The 14,131-nt window shown below is 52.3% G+C and carries 17 protein-coding genes and 1 pseudogene; 7 read left to right on the forward strand and 11 right to left on the reverse strand.

What is annotated here, in order from left to right:
- Window positions 1–4: 4 nt before the first annotated feature.
- From JMG82_RS10830 to JMG82_RS10850, 5 genes are all read right to left on the reverse strand, one after another.
- Window positions 5–577 carry a DUF4136 domain-containing protein gene (locus tag JMG82_RS10830; RefSeq protein WP_201352748.1) on the reverse strand — a complete coding sequence of 191 codons (573 nt, stop codon included), beginning with the start codon at window positions 575–577 and terminating at the stop codon, window positions 5–7.
- Window positions 578–1,141: a DUF4136 domain-containing protein gene (locus JMG82_RS10835; RefSeq protein WP_201352749.1), complete on the reverse strand. Its 564-nt coding sequence runs from the start codon at window positions 1,139–1,141 to the stop codon at window positions 578–580.
- Window positions 1,138–1,638 (reverse strand): DUF4136 domain-containing protein, encoded by a 501-nt coding sequence (locus JMG82_RS10840; RefSeq protein WP_201352750.1) that lies wholly within the window; start codon window positions 1,636–1,638, stop codon window positions 1,138–1,140. Before JMG82_RS10840 ends, JMG82_RS10835 begins: the two co-directional genes overlap by 4 nt.
- 43 nt (window positions 1,639–1,681) lie before the next feature.
- On the reverse strand, window positions 1,682–1,963 hold the full coding sequence (locus JMG82_RS10845) for a hypothetical protein (RefSeq protein WP_201352751.1): 282 nt from the start codon (window positions 1,961–1,963) through the stop codon (window positions 1,682–1,684).
- Between the two features lie 146 nt (window positions 1,964–2,109).
- A complete protein-coding gene (locus JMG82_RS10850; RefSeq protein ID WP_201352752.1) occupies window positions 2,110–2,937 on the reverse strand; it encodes an SIR2 family NAD-dependent protein deacylase in 828 nt (275 codons plus the stop codon).
- A 115-nt stretch (window positions 2,938–3,052) separates the two neighbouring features.
- On the opposite strand from JMG82_RS10850, the gene amrS reads away from it, so the two are divergent.
- From amrS to JMG82_RS10865, 3 genes are read left to right on the forward strand one after another with little or no spacing between them, the layout of a single operon-like run.
- Window positions 3,053–4,045 carry an AmmeMemoRadiSam system radical SAM enzyme gene (amrS, locus tag JMG82_RS10855; protein ID WP_201352753.1) on the forward strand — a complete coding sequence of 331 codons (993 nt, stop codon included), beginning with the start codon at window positions 3,053–3,055 and terminating at the stop codon, window positions 4,043–4,045.
- A 30-nt stretch (window positions 4,046–4,075) separates the two neighbouring features.
- Entirely contained in the window at window positions 4,076–4,873 is a 798-nt protein-coding gene (amrB, locus tag JMG82_RS10860; RefSeq protein ID WP_201352754.1) for an AmmeMemoRadiSam system protein B, read from the forward strand.
- 27 nt (window positions 4,874–4,900) lie between these two features.
- A complete protein-coding gene (locus JMG82_RS10865) occupies window positions 4,901–5,233 on the forward strand; it encodes a hypothetical protein (protein ID WP_201352755.1) in 333 nt (110 codons plus the stop codon).
- 5 nt (window positions 5,234–5,238) lie between these two features.
- On the opposite strand, the gene JMG82_RS10870 is transcribed toward JMG82_RS10865, so the two are convergent.
- The 6 genes and pseudogenes from JMG82_RS10870 to surE all read right to left on the reverse strand — a co-directional run bounded on the left by JMG82_RS10870 (window position 5,239) and on the right by surE (window position 10,086).
- Complete coding sequence (locus tag JMG82_RS10870; protein ID WP_201352756.1) at window positions 5,239–6,015, reverse strand: CheR family methyltransferase; 777 nt, start codon at window positions 6,013–6,015, stop codon at window positions 5,239–5,241.
- Window positions 6,016–6,083: 68 nt separating this feature from the next.
- Entirely contained in the window at window positions 6,084–6,644 is a 561-nt protein-coding gene (locus JMG82_RS10875; RefSeq protein ID WP_201352757.1) for a CheB methylesterase domain-containing protein, read from the reverse strand.
- Window positions 6,645–6,663: 19 nt separating this feature from the next.
- Window positions 6,664–7,161 (reverse strand): annotated as a pseudogene (locus JMG82_RS10880) (methyl-accepting chemotaxis protein); the annotation flags it as partial.
- Between the two features lie 166 nt (window positions 7,162–7,327).
- On the reverse strand, window positions 7,328–8,224 hold the full coding sequence (locus JMG82_RS10885) for a HAMP domain-containing protein (RefSeq protein ID WP_201352758.1): 897 nt from the start codon (window positions 8,222–8,224) through the stop codon (window positions 7,328–7,330).
- Window positions 8,225–8,505: 281 nt separating this feature from the next.
- Window positions 8,506–9,138, reverse strand: coding sequence for a tRNA threonylcarbamoyladenosine dehydratase (locus JMG82_RS10890; RefSeq protein WP_201352759.1), 633 nt, complete (start codon window positions 9,136–9,138; stop codon window positions 8,506–8,508).
- Between the two features lie 162 nt (window positions 9,139–9,300).
- Complete coding sequence (surE, locus tag JMG82_RS10895) at window positions 9,301–10,086, reverse strand: 5'/3'-nucleotidase SurE (protein WP_201352760.1); 786 nt, start codon at window positions 10,084–10,086, stop codon at window positions 9,301–9,303.
- 81 nt (window positions 10,087–10,167) lie between these two features.
- On the opposite strand from surE, the gene JMG82_RS10900 reads away from it, so the two are divergent.
- The 4 genes from JMG82_RS10900 to argC all read left to right on the forward strand — a co-directional run bounded on the left by JMG82_RS10900 (window position 10,168) and on the right by argC (window position 14,118).
- Window positions 10,168–11,487, forward strand: a complete 1,320-nt coding sequence (locus JMG82_RS10900; protein ID WP_201352761.1) for a hypothetical protein — start codon at window positions 10,168–10,170, stop codon at window positions 11,485–11,487.
- Window positions 11,488–11,548: 61 nt separating this feature from the next.
- Window positions 11,549–12,586 carry a lipid-A-disaccharide synthase gene (lpxB, locus tag JMG82_RS10905; protein WP_201352762.1) on the forward strand — a complete coding sequence of 346 codons (1,038 nt, stop codon included), beginning with the start codon at window positions 11,549–11,551 and terminating at the stop codon, window positions 12,584–12,586.
- A 29-nt stretch (window positions 12,587–12,615) separates the two neighbouring features.
- Entirely contained in the window at window positions 12,616–13,107 is a 492-nt protein-coding gene (gene greA, locus JMG82_RS10910; protein ID WP_201352763.1) for a transcription elongation factor GreA, read from the forward strand.
- A 3-nt stretch (window positions 13,108–13,110) separates the two neighbouring features.
- Window positions 13,111–14,118: an N-acetyl-gamma-glutamyl-phosphate reductase gene (gene argC, locus JMG82_RS10915; RefSeq protein WP_201352764.1), complete on the forward strand. Its 1,008-nt coding sequence runs from the start codon at window positions 13,111–13,113 to the stop codon at window positions 14,116–14,118.
- The last annotated feature ends 13 nt before the right edge of the window (window positions 14,119–14,131 follow it).

The following is a 14,131-nucleotide window of genomic DNA, read 5'->3' on the forward strand; positions in this document are numbered from 1 at the left end:
GGCGTCAATTCGACGCTTTTTTGTCGGGGAAGCTTTTGAATACCTTTGTAACCACCTGTTTGATAAAAGCTTCTCTCTCTTCGGGGGTTTTGAATCTTTTTAGCTTGTCGGTCATCTTGGCGTTCCAGAAAACTAGGTTGTCATGATGCGGATCGATGGCTTCGACGATGATTTTCCCTTCGCTCACTTCATAGGACTGGGTCGATTTGCCGACGACGTAACTGTATCCGTAATTTCCGTAATAGGGGCTGTAATAGGTCGGAGCGATACCGATGATTCGGTAATCGTTGGAGAGCTGCCGCTGGTTGGTAGCGCCCAGATGGTAGGTGATGTAAAAGTCGGCATGGGCTTTGTCAGTGACCTCGTATCCTTTTTTCTTCATCGTTTCGGCGATGAGACGATCGAAGATTTTCTGCGCGCTTGTGGTTCTGGGATCGTCGATGGTGGGGTGGATAACGGCTACGCTTTGGAGTTTGCTGAAATCGTAGGTTTCATCTTTTTTGCTCTCAAGCGTGTGGCTGGAGCAACCGGCGAACAGGACGAGTGTCACAACAAGGGCTGCGATAGTGCGTATCATCTATTTTTCTCCTTTGGATGGTTGGTTTTCGGGCGGAAAATGCTTCAAAACTTCGGCGACGATGTGTCGGATGTACTCTATCCGCTCCTGTGGCGTGTCGAAATCCTTGAGCCGGTCGGTCGCCATACCGCGCCAGAAAATTCTGTTGCCTTCGGGATCGACGGCATCGATGATGAATTTCCCTTCGGTCCAGGTATATTCACGCTCAACGGGTACCGTCATGCCGTATCCCCAGTATCCGGGATAGTAGGGGTAGAGTCCCACCATCTGGTAGTCGGTGACGACCTGCCTTTTCTCCGTGACGTCGAGATGGAAAAGAATGTAAAAATCGGCATTATCTTTGTCGCTGACGAAGAATCCTTTTTGCCGCATCACATCTTCGATAGCTTTCGCGAAGCGCTGCTGGGCAAGAGAGATCGTGTTGTCATCGGATTTGGGGTAGAAGATGGCGACCCGTTCGAGTTTCGAAAAGTCATAGTTGGGGTTGTAATCGCTCGTTACGCGCAGGCTTGAACATCCTGCCAGCCAGAAAAACAGGACGATCAGCAATGTGTATACCCTCATGGTCTCTTCCTTGTCGGAAAATCTTTCAGCAGCTGATCGACAACCGCGTTGAAGAAGGATTCACGGCTTTTGGGGGAGTTGAAATCGGGTATCTTTTTGGCGACTTTGGCGCTCCAGAAAACCTTTTTGTCATTCGGATCGTACATATGGATGCGTATCTCCACCTGATCGCTCGAGGGTGTGACGGTTGCCCCCACACTGCCTCCGCCATGATGCCAGCTGTAACTGCCGATGCCGAAACCGAAACTGAAATTCGATGGGACATCCTTGACGACATAGACGTCGTAGAGTGCCGTGAAATCTCCCTTGTCGGCATATCGGTATCCTTTTGTCCGCAGATTGCCGACAATGGCGCTGCGGATGCGCTGTGAGTTGAGCGGGTCGATGTTGGAGCCGGAACTCTCCGACACGCTGAAGGTGGAGAATTTTGAAGCCTCGAAAGAGGGGTCGTAATCGACCGACGGTCCTTTGCCCGAACAGCCCACGAACGCAAGCAAAAAAAATCCGATAGCAAATGATCGCGCTATTTTCCTCATCACTTTATCTTCTTCTCATCCAGATTTCAACCTCTTTGTCGCTGTAGCAGCGGTTGTACCCCTCTTCCCACCCCTCTTTATAGTCGGGGTCCTCTTTGAGGGCCGGGTCGATGATTTTGTAGTTGGCCAGATTGTTTTCCCAAAATTTTTCTCCGCTTTTGCATCCATCCGTGTACCCCTTGGCGAAAGCGGGGGGTTTGGATGCCAGATAGGATTGCAACGACGGACATCCTGTCAGCAACAGGGGGAGGGAAACGAGTGCGCCCAGCACTATGATCTTTTTCATGTATCAATTATAACGGATAATGAGAAAAAATGGCATGGGTTTGCGCAAAACTGCCTGTCGTCGGAAGCGGTGACCCGGCTTTTGTCCGCAACCGCGGCTGGGGAGGTTCGATCACCGAAGTCAAATACGGCGGTTCTCTCTACGCTCTATGCGATCAGTGCTTTGATCCCTTCGAGGCCGCCCATGGGAACACTGTAACCAAGGGACGGATTGATCTGCGGCTCCCTCGGATTGATGCGAATCAGTTTTGTATTCAGCTCCCTTGCGATGCGTTCACCTGTCAGTCGGACTGTCGGCACGGCGGTTCCTGCACCGATTTCGACGATGGCGAGCTTCAGTTTTTTGACGTAGAGTCTTTGCAGAAAATCCTCGAAGCGTTTTTGCTGTGCATCGGTGCGACTGCTATCCCATGTCCAGTCGCCGAACATCAGGATATTGGGTCGGGCGGTGGCGCCGCATCGGGGACAGTGCGGCCACTCCGTCGCTTTGAAACTTTCCATATCGATCGGAATATTCACGCCCTTGGCACTCCAGATACCGGCATGGCATTGGGTGCACTGCAGATGGTGGATGCTGCCATGGCACTCTACTATCCTCTCTTCGTCGTATCCCGCCTTCTGAAACTGGCCGTCGACGTTGGAGGTAAAGACGAAATACTCCTCTTTTTTCTTTGCGGCATCGAGCAGTACAGCAAATCCCGGGTGCGGAACCGTCTCGCGGTAAAGATGGAGCCTGTGCCCGTAAAAGGCCCAGGCCAGCGCCGGGTTGGCGTCGAACCAATGGGGATTGGCCAGTTCGACGAAACTGAGCCCCAGTTTTCTGGCGACAGGATAGGCGCGCCAGAACCCCTCGTTGCCCCGAAAATCGGGCAGGCCCGAATCGACACCCATGCCAGCACCGGCGGTGATGAGCAGGGCATCGCTGTGCCGCAGCAGTTTTTTTGCCTCTTCGATGGCGTGTTGTTTCTCTTTCATACCCCCATTCTAAAGTGTAAACCTTAAAGTTTTCTTGACTTTTTGAACAAAACGCGCTACAATGATTCAAGATTGAGTGAGGTTTCATAAAGAAACTTCAGGAGGAGCGTATAAAATGCAATATTACCGAAGGGAAGCAGGAAAGAGTCGTATCGTCTGTCTGCTTTGTAGGCACTACTGCAAGATGAAAGAGGGGCAGGTGGGTATCTGCGGTGTCAACAAGAACGAAAACGGCGTGTTGAAAAACCTGGTGTACGGGCATCCGAGCGCTTTGAACGTGGACCCGATCGAAAAGAAGCCCATCTACCACATGCTGCCGGGCACGACCGCGCTCAGTTTCGGCACGGTGGGGTGCAACTTCAAGTGCCCTTTCTGCCAAAACTGGCAGATTTCCCAGACGGCGAACATCAACGAAGAGGTCTATGTGAGTCCCGAGAAGATGGTCGAACCGGCGCTGGAGTATGGGGCGGAATCGATCGCCTACACCTATAACGAACCTACCATCTTCTACCCCTACGCGAAAGATGTCGGCACAATCGCCAAAGAGAAGGGATTGAAAAATATTTTCGTCTCCAACGGATTCGAGACTCCCGAGATCATCGACGATATGAAAGGGTGGCTCGATGCCGCCAACATCGACCTCAAATCGTGGGACGAAGGATATTACAAAAAGGTGCTCAAAGGAGGACTCGAAGCGGTAAAAGATACGCTGCGGCGCATGGTCGATGTCGGCATCTGGGTGGAAGTGACCACACTTTTGATCGAAGGTGAGAACGACAGTGACAAAGATCTGACCGAAATGGCGGAGTTCATCGCGCATGACCTTGGGCGTCATGTACCTTGGCATCTGAGCGCGTTTCATCCCGACTACAAGATGACCGATCATCAATGGACCGGTGTTGAGACCCTGATGCGGGCCAAACAGATCGCCGAGAAAGCCGGGCTTTGGTATGTTTACCTTGGCAATGTTCCGGTGCATGGCGACACCTACTGCCCCGACTGCGGTGAATTGCTGATCGACAGGACGGGGTATAATGTAACGGTAAACAAACTGATGGAAGGGAAGTGCCCCAAATGCGGAAGGACGATCGAAGGGATCTGGAAATAGCGAAAACAAAAAAGAGGAAGGAGTTTTACAATGACCATACGTAAAGCGGCGGTCGCCGGGCAGTTCTATCCCGGATCGGCCGAAGAGATCAAGGCGATGTTGTCCCATTTCAACAAAGTGCTGGAAGAGCACGTACAGCGCCCTGAGCTGCTGCAGACGAAAACCCGTGCGGTGATCGTGCCCCATGCCGGATATATCTACAGCGGATTCACCGCCAACGTCGCGCACCGGCTGCTGGGTAACAGCGGTGTGAAGCGGGTAGCCGTCATCGGTCCGAGTCATCGGGTCTATCTGGCCGGGACCAGTGTGAGCGACTACGACCTGTACGAGACGCCGCTGGGTGACATTCCTGTCGATCGGGTACTGGCGCAGGAACTGATGGGCAAATTCGCCCTGGGGTTCGTTCCCGAGGCACATCACGAGCACAGTACCGAAGTGCAGATGCCTTTTATCAAGACCTATCTGCCCGAGGCACGGGTGGTGGAGCTGGTCTATGGGGATGAAAGCCCCGGAAATCTCGCCCCTGTGATCGAGTGGCTGCTGAAAGATCCCGATACCGGTGTGGTCATCAGTACCGATCTGAGTCACTATTACGACATCGAAAAGGCGAAAGCGCTTGATAGCATCTGTCTTGATGCGGTGAGCAAACTCGATCCGCGCGAACTGCAAAGAGGGTGCGAAGCGTGCGGCAAGATCGGTGTCGAAGCGATGCTGATCGCCGCCAAAAACCTTGGCCTTGAACCCGTGTTGCTCGACTATCGCACCAGTGCGGACGCCAGCGGCGACACGTCACAGGTGGTCGGATACATGAGTGCGGCATTTGTATGATAGAATGGAAGCAAAAAAGGGATGGCAATGTATAAATGGGCAATGATGGCACTGGTTCTTTTTTCGCTCAATCTCCAGGCGGACCGGATACGAAGTACGACGATCGCCTGTTCCGACACCAAGACGCTTCAAAAGGTACTGAGCGAGGTGGGTGAATACAAAAAGCGGAATCTGCAGCTGATGCAGATGGGCTGCAAAGTACTCAGTCCGGACGATAAAATCCATATACTCGAACCCGACTCCAACTGTTGTGGCATCTTCTACAGGATACAGGTCGAAAAGAGCAACGACATCATGTATGTGCGAAAACTCGACGTCATCGTGGAGCAGGCAGGCACCGGTAATATCCTAAAATTTTGATACGATCACTCCTGAAGCTGATAAAAGACGGTGCGGTTTTTATAGATTTTTCTGTATCCCTGCGGTTGGAAAGTGATATCGGCGTGACCGACGAAAAGGAGTCCTTCCGGTTTTAGAAGCTTTCTAAGAATTTCAAGAGCCTTTCTCTTCTCTTCGTCGGTAAAATATATCATCATATTTCTGGAAAATATTGCATCGAATTTACCAAAGTCGAAGATCGATGCATCGAAGATGTTTTGTCGTTTGAAAAACGTATGGTCTTTGAATCGGGGCTCTATGATGTATCGCGTTCCTTTTTGTTCGAAAAAATTTTCAAGAAGGTTTTTTGGAACGGAGGAGATCGAACGGGAAGAGTAATTCCCCAAAACGGCAGCTTCCAGAGCATTGGTGTTGATGTCGATACCGGTTATTTTCAAATGTTTTGGTATCTCGCCTCTTTCTCTTGTCGCAAGTAGAAGGGAGTAAACCTCTTCGCCACTTGAACAGGGTGCACACAAGATAGAACCTATCTTTCCCGTGTGGATCAAAGCGGCGGCATGGTCGATTTGATCTTTTTCTCTGAAAAAGTAGGTTTCGCAGACAGTCAGGAGATTGATCAACTCGGTTTCCAACCGGTTGTCGGATTGTATGCCCCGTGCCAATTCGTCGTAGGTAAAGAGGTCATGGGACAATGCAAAGCGCTCGATTTTCCTGTAAGTGACACTTTTTTGTTTCGTATAATCGAGACCATATCGCGTTTTTATATGTTCCAACAGGGAATCGGCTTCCTCCTGTTTGAACATGGGGGTCCTCTTTTCAGCCCTAGATTCGTTTTTCTCTTTTTGTAGGTCTCTTTTTCTGAGCCATCCTATCATGAAAGAAGCTCCGTGATATGTCGTGTTATGGTGTCTATGGGCATGATATGATCGGCGGCACCGAGTTCTACAGCGGCTTTTGGCATGCCATAGACGACAGATGTCTCTTTGTCCTGGGCGATGGTCGTATGCCCCGCCTCTTTGAGTCGTTTCATTCCTCTGGCACCGTCCGCTCCGATACCACTGAGTAAAATGGCTGTGGTACGGTACGAATCGATCCTGGAAGCCGACTCGAAAAGGATATCGATCGTCGGGTTGTAAAAACCGATGTGATTCTCTGCCCTCTTTATCCATAAAACGCCGGACCTCTCTATGAGAATGGAAGTCCTTCCCAAAAGATAGATGGTGCCTTGTTCAAGAGGGAGGTCTTCGTTCGCAAATACCACTTTTTGTCCGCATAGGCGCTCAAGCCTTTTCGCGAAGGAGTGCAGGGGAAGCGGGTCCATATGCTGGGCGATGATCATGGCGTTGTCCGAAATCGGCGGCTTCGAATCCAGAATGGTTTCAATAAGGCCTGGACCTCCCGTCGAAGCGCCTACGAGAACAAGATGTCGCATGGAGTCGCTGTATCGGTTATCATGACTTGAACAGTTCCAGTCGGTGTCGGAGCTCTTCCGTCAGTTTGCTCAGATGTTCCGCCGCTCCGGCGATCTCTTCGACGCTTCTGGCGTTTTCTGTCGAAATCCCGGTGATGTTCCGCATATTTTCGATCACATCCTGCATCTCCGCGGCAATGGCATTGGAGCTTCGTGCAGATTTCGCACTGACATTGGCAGCTTCCTGAAGAACAGCGTTGACCTCTTCAAGTTCCATTTCGGCACTGGATGCCTGATTGACGGCCGCTTCGAAATCTTTGGCATTGTCCTGCATTTGACCGCTAATATCGCTGATGCTTTGAATGACCAGGTTGATTGTGGCGGTGATTTCCGAAAGGCTCTTTTGCGTCCGCTCCGCCAACTTTCGGACTTCGTCAGCGACAACGGCGAATCCCCGTCCATGTTCGCCCGCCCGTGCCGCTTCGATGGCGGCGTTGAGTGCCAGAAGATTCGTTTGGTCCGCAATATCGTTGATGATATCGAGTACCTCTTTTACGCCATTTGCTTCTTCTTGGAGATGAAGGATGCTCTCCGCCAGGTCCGCTTCTTTGGATCCTGTCAAATTGATGATTTCAAGAAGATTGGAGAGTCCAGAAGAGGCTGTTTTAAGGGTCTGGACCGCTTTCCTTACATTTTGTTCACTCTCATTGACGATACCGACCGTATTTTTGAGATCGTTGAACGCATTCTCGGCGGTTTTGGATGTATCGGCGATCAAAGACGCTTCGTCCTCGGCGCGCCTTCCGACTCTCCAGTGCGGTAGCGGAAAGTTCGGCCGCGACGGATGCGTTCTCGCTTCCGTTTTCTTTGCTTTCTTTAATGGTACGTTGAACTTTTTCAATGAAGAGATTCACTTGCTTTGCCATCTGTCCAATTTCATTGTTACCGATGACAGGGATCCGTTTTGTCAAGTCACCGTCGCTGCTTGCCAGGTCGTGGGCGGCATCTTGGACTGTTTGGAGGTTCTTTGAAATAAAACGGCTTATATACAGAGCCAGAAAAACGGCAAGGGCGATCGAGCCGCCGGCTACAAGCAGGATCATGGATTTCATTGCAAATATTTTACTGTTCGCTTCTTCGATGGTCTTCTTTTGTAGCTTTAGAACATGGTTGTGCATTTCATCGAGTGTCAACATGATTTTTTCTGTGATCTCTTCAGCTATCGTCGCAGAATCGTGTTTTATACGTTCGACAATTTGAAAATATTGCACAATCTCGTCTTGAAGCAAATCGAGCTGTTTGCGCAATATCTTGTCTTCGGTGGTTTTTTTCAATGATTTTATTCTCTTCTCAATTGCATCTTTTTTTGTATGATATTGACGAAAATAGGTATCGTTTCCGGTTATGACATAATTGTCGATCAAGTGCACAGATTCCAGCAGATTTTTTTCCAATGTCGTGATACGGGATACCAGCGTATCCGTATGCTTGATTGCTTCCGCGCTTTTTGCTGCATCCGAAAAACCTTTGAAAGCAAAACCGTATGCAAACAACGACATCAAAATGATAACGCCGAATGCCAACAGGATGATTTGTCTCATGCTCATATTGTTCATCTTTCTGCCTTAGTTAAAGAAATTGATCCCTAATAAAGCGGGTTTTTTTCAAATCATGCAGTATGTAAAAGTGCCTTTTTCAACCGTTTGCGAAAGATGGAAGAGAAGGTTTTGACGTGCCCGGGAACACTTCTGGTCCGACTTATCCGACAGTAACAGAACGATTACATTAAGTTATGGTACATATTCGTTTGCATGTTTGATTTGTGGATATATCGGTCAGTGTGCCGGAAAGTTTATGGAAAATTCTTCTTTTTCAGAACTTTTTAGCCCAGAATCTTTTGCACGGCGGCCGAGCACATCGCCAGGCCGAAGGCGCCGGTAACGCCGACGAAGCTTCCCTTGGTGGTACATTTGGGTGTTTCCGGGCTGAAAAGTGCGAGAAAGTCCCCTTTGAAACCGCTCTTTTTCAACTCGTAGCGGATCTTTCGCGCAAAAGGATCGCCGTGGGTTTTCCAGATGGAGTCGATCTCGATTTTGGTCGGGTCGATCTTTCGGGCGCCGCCGGTGGCGCTGATCAGTTTGGGCCACACTTTGTGGGCCAGGGCGATTTTGGCGCGGATGTCGTCGATGGCGTCGAGTACCAGGTCGTAAGGGGTGAAATCGAATTGTTCGATCCAACCGGCATCCACTTTCGCCACGATCGGTGTGATAGTGGGGTAGAGCTCCGCCAGACGTTTGACTTTGAGGGCTCCCACCGCTTCGCTGCCGATCTGCCGGTTCATGTTCGTCTCGTCGAAGATGTCATAATCGACGATCGTGATCTTCTCGATGCCGGTGCGAAAGAGACAGTCGAGGCAGAAGCTTCCTACGCCCCCGACCCCCAGCAACAGAATCTTCGCTTTTGCAAGTTTTTCGTGGTCTTCTCCAAAAAGCATCCGGCAACGTTCGAAACGCATCAGTTTTTCCTTTCGAAAAAAGGGTCGCCGGTCGCCGGTCGCTGTTCACTTGTCGATGGATATAGTGTAGGCGAACAGGCCCCCAATGACCATCCGGTTTCAAACGTAAAAGTGGGGCGAGGCCCCGTTTGAAGGACCAACGACCGACGACCGGCGACCAAATTATCCAATCCACCCCTCCAGTCGCTTCAAATCTTCGTAACTGGTCAGATCGAGCTGAACGGGGGTGATGCTGACGTAGCCCTCTTTGATCGCTTCGAAATCGCAGAGCCGGTTTTCGTCGGGGACCCATCGCAGCGGATGGAGTCCCAGCCAGTAGTACTCTTCGCCCCGGGGGTTGCGGTGGACCTGGGCGTCGTTGCCATAGAGCCTGTAGCCGGCTTTGGTGATTTTGTAACCCCGGCACTCGTTGGGGGAGATGGGCGGGACGTTGATATTGAGAAAACGCCGCTCCGTCAGCGGAAAACCCTCATCAAGAATCTTTTTGCAGACGACGTAAGCCGCCTCTTTGGCCAATTCGTAGCCGAGTTCGTCGATCTCCCGGCAACCGTAACCGCCGCATACCTGACTGACGGCCACGCCGGGAATGCCCTGCAGCACCGCCTCCATCGCACCGGCAGCCGTCCCGGAGTAGGTGATGTCTTCTCCCATGTTGGCCCCTTTGTTGATGCCGCTGACCACCAGGTCGGGCAGCCGGTTTTCATCGAACAGGGCGTATTTGCCAAGGTAGACACAGTCTGTCGGCGTCCCGTCGTCGAGTTTGAAAAAGTCGTCGTCGAGCTCCACGAAACGAAGCGGACGGGTCAGGGTGAGACTGTGGCCGCAGGCCGATTTTTCGAGGGTGGGCGCGACGATCGTGACATGGCCAAGAGGACGCAACGCCTCGGCGAGCGCATGAAGCCCCGGCGATTCGAAGCCGTCGTCGTTGGTGATGAGAATCCGTTTCAAAAGCCTCTCCGGAATTTTTTCCGCATTATAGTATATTCCGGTTGTGAAGTGTTGGAAGCAAATATCGGTTATAATTGCCGCATGATGGAAATCTCTTTCAACGAAAAACCTCTTGTGCATCTCCCGTCTCTGAAAGGGTACCGTGACGTTAGGAGCGAAAAACCGGTTGCCGAGTTTATCGAAGGGCGGTTCGTGTTGCTTCACTTTTTCACGGGCGGATGCGTCAACTGTCTTCACACACTTGCCGAACTCGAGCGCATCGAGTGGCCGGAAGAGCTCGTTTTGGTGGGTGTGCATACGGGAAAATTCGACAGAGAAAAAGAGGATGGCTGGATCAAAGCGATGATCGCACGGTACGGCATCGACCATCCAGTCATCAACGACGCAGATGGAAAACTCAAAAGCGGTATGGCCGTCCGTGCCTGGCCGACGCTGATTCTGGCCTCTGCGGAAGGGTACGAAATCGCCAGGGCGAGCGGGGAGGGCAGGGCCGAAGGAATTTTGGAGAAATTTTACGCGTACAGGGGCGAAAGAGAGTTGAAGCGGATGCAGAAAAGAGCGATCGAAAGAGGTGACGCCCGTTTTGCCTTCTGCCGTGTTTACGCCGATGCCCGCCATCTTTACCTCTCCGATATCGGTTTGGGCGCCGTCCATGTCCTAACCCGCCACGGGAGGATTTTCAAAACGATCGAACGGTTCGCGGAACCGCAAGGGCTTTTTGCAAAAGGGGGCAGACTCTACGTGGCCGACCGGGCGGCCGGGCGGATCGTGGCGATCGATCTGCATACCTGGTCGGTGACGATTCTTGCGGAAGGCCTTCGCTCTCCCACCGGTCTGACGGGAAACGGGGAGGGACTGCAGATCGCCGTATCGAGTTCGCACCAGATATGGCAGATGGATTACGAGGGCGGCGGTCTGAAAGTGCTTGCCGGTTCCGGTACGGAGGATGTCAGAGACGGCAGGGTTGATGAGGCGTGCTTCGCCCAGCCGACCGATCTGGACTGGCTGGACGAAGCGCTTTATGTCATCGATGCCGAAGGGAGTGCCCTGCGAAAGATCGAGAAAGGTCGTGTCGAAACCCTGATCGGATGGGATCTTTTCACGTTCGGGGATCGAGACGACATCGGGAAAGAGGCGAGGCTGCAGCATCCCGAGGGCCTTTGTGCCGGTATCGGTGGCTGCGGCAACCACCGCATCTTCATCGCCGACACCTACAACGACAAGGTCAAGGTCTACGACCCGCTGACGGGCCGGGTGACGACACTGCTGCAGAAAGCGGCCTCCCCCACGGGAGTCGTGAAAGCTGGCTGCGACCTCTTCGTCGTGGAGCTTGGCCAAGACCGGCTTGTCCGTTTCGACATCTCGACCCTCCAATCTTATACCATGGAGATTACGGAATGATTCTGTTTTGTCTGTCGGCTTCTTGCTTTTTACTGCTAACAATTTCACGGGGAGTGCAGCCATGAGAGTGCTTACAAGCGCACTGGAACCCTCGGCCAATCTGCATCTGAAGTATCTGCTCGATCGGCTGGAGGGGGTGGAGATTTACGGTATTTTCGACAAACGGCTCGGAGAGCCGCTTTACGGGATGGAGGAGTTCTCCGTCATGGGCATCGTGGATGTGCTGGCGAAATATTTCAAAGGGAAAGAGGCGATAGCGGAGATGGTCTCTTTGGCGAAAGAGTGCGACAAGGTGCTGTTGATCGATGCGCCGGCTTTCAATCTTCCCCTGGCCGAAGCGATCAAGGAAAGATACCCCCATAAAGAGATAATCTACTACATCCTTCCGAAAGTATGGGCCTGGAAAAAGGGCCGCGCGAAAAAGGTGGAGCGCTACTGCGACCGTCTTGCGTCTATTTTTCCTTTCGAGCGGCGGTTCTACCGACGCGCGGAGTATGTGGGCAATCCGCTGCTTGACGAGATCGATGTGGCATGGCATCCGCCGAAAGCCCCCGAAACGATCGCTTTTCTTCCGGGCAGCAGAAAGAGCGAAATCACCCGCCTGATGCCTGTTTTCAAGGAGACGGCCGAAAGGTTGGGCGGTCGCAGGAAAATTCTCTCGATTCCCGCCTTCATCAGCCATGAAAAGATCGAAAGCTGGTACGGTGACATTTCCGGTTTCGAGGTAGCAAGAGATGCCAAGAACGCCGTGGCCCAGGCACATTTCGCTTTCGTGTGCAGCGGTACGGCGACGCTTGAGACAGCGCTGATAGGCACCCCCTTCGTGCTCGTCTACAAGGCACGGCCGCTCGATTACGCCATCGGCAACGCCCTGGTCAAACTCAGATACAAGGGACTTGCCAACATCATCATGGATTTCGAGGGCAAGACGCCGGTGCATCCGGAAATTTTCCAGAATGACGTAAACAGCGACAATCTGTTGAAACTCTACGAAACGATGGACCGGGGTCATTTCGCCGACAAAAGCAGAGAGTTGAGGGAGATTTTGAGACACGGAAGCGCCGATGAGGTGGCGAAGATGATTTTGAACCCGGTATAATAAACGAAAAAATTTGGAGAGAAGAGCGTATGCAGAAAGAACCGATGACCGAATACGGCTACAAAAAGCTGGCCGAAGAGCTGGAGTATCTCAAATCGACCGCCCGCCCGGCGATAGCCGCGGAAATTCAGAAAGCCCGTGAATTGGGTGATTTGAAAGAGAATGCCGAATACCATGCGGCGAAGGAGAAACAGGGGCTGATGGAGGCGCGTATCGCCGAACTGGAGGACATATTGGGACGTGCGCAGGTGGTGGACCCCGCCGCACTGGAGCACAAACGCATCAGTTTCGGCTCGACGGTGACCCTGATCGATCTGGATACCGACGAGGAGGTGACCTACACGATCGTCGGGGCCAGCGAGGCAAATCCCGACAGGGGGCTTATCTCCTACCATTCGCCGCTGGCGCGCCAGCTCATCGGAAAGGAACCGGGAGACGAGGTGCGCATGCGGCTTCCGGGCGGCGAGAAAGAGTACGAGATCAAGCAGGTCTGCTACAAAGATATCTGTTTCGGTGTATAGGCGATGATTCCCGTAGCAGTTATCGGCGCAAGCGGCTATACCGGCCTGGAACTGATCAAGATTCTTTTTCGACATCCCGAATTCGAGCTGGTGTATGCGGCGACGAGCGAGGGGGAAACGACGATCGACGCGCTCCATCCCTCTTTGAAAAATGTCATTTCGATGCCGGTCGAGAAGGCCGATGCCGCGGCAGTGGCTGCGGTGGCGCAGATCGCCTTTCTCGCCCTTCCCCACAAGACCGCGATGGGATTCGCGGCAGGATTGCTGGAGCGGGGCGTCAAAGTCGTGGATCTCTCCGCCGATTACCGCCTCAAACTCGATACCTACGAAGCGCATTACTGTCCCCATGAAGACAGGGCCCACCTTTCCGAAGCGGTCTATGGTCTGCCGGAATTTTACCGGGAAGCGATCAAAAAGAGCCGACTCGTGGCCAATCCCGGATGCTATCCGACCGCTTCGCTGCTGGGTCTGCTCCCTTTCATACCCTATATCAAAGCACAGACGCCGATTTTCATCGATGCCAAAAGCGGTGTCAGCGGAGCGGGCAAAAAGCTTTCGGAGACGACCCACTACGTGACGATCAACGAAAACATTTTCGCCTACAATCCGATCAGGCACCGTCACGCCCCGGAGATCGCCGAAAAGATCGACGACCTTTTTCTGACGCAGGTACAGGTCAATTTCGTTCCCCATCTCCTTCCGGTAACAAGAGGCATGCTCTGCAGCATCTATATGCAGCTGGAAACCGATCTCGATCCCATCGATGTGCTGAACGATTTTTACAAAGACGAGCCCTTCATCCGCATCCGCACCTCACCCGTCGATATCAAATCGGTTGCCGGCACCAATTTCTGCGATATTTTCGCTACCGTCAACGGCAAAAGCCTCGTGATCAGTTCGGCCATCGACAACCTGCTGCGGGGTGCCAGCTCCCAGGCCGTGGTCAACGCCAACATCATCAGCGGGCTTGACGAGACGCTCGGTATTCCGAAAATTGCCTGTGTCCCATAAACATTGGAAAGAG

This window comes from Hydrogenimonas urashimensis, assembly GCF_016593255.1.
Classification (GTDB): domain Bacteria; phylum Campylobacterota; class Campylobacteria; order Campylobacterales; family Hydrogenimonadaceae; genus Hydrogenimonas; species Hydrogenimonas urashimensis.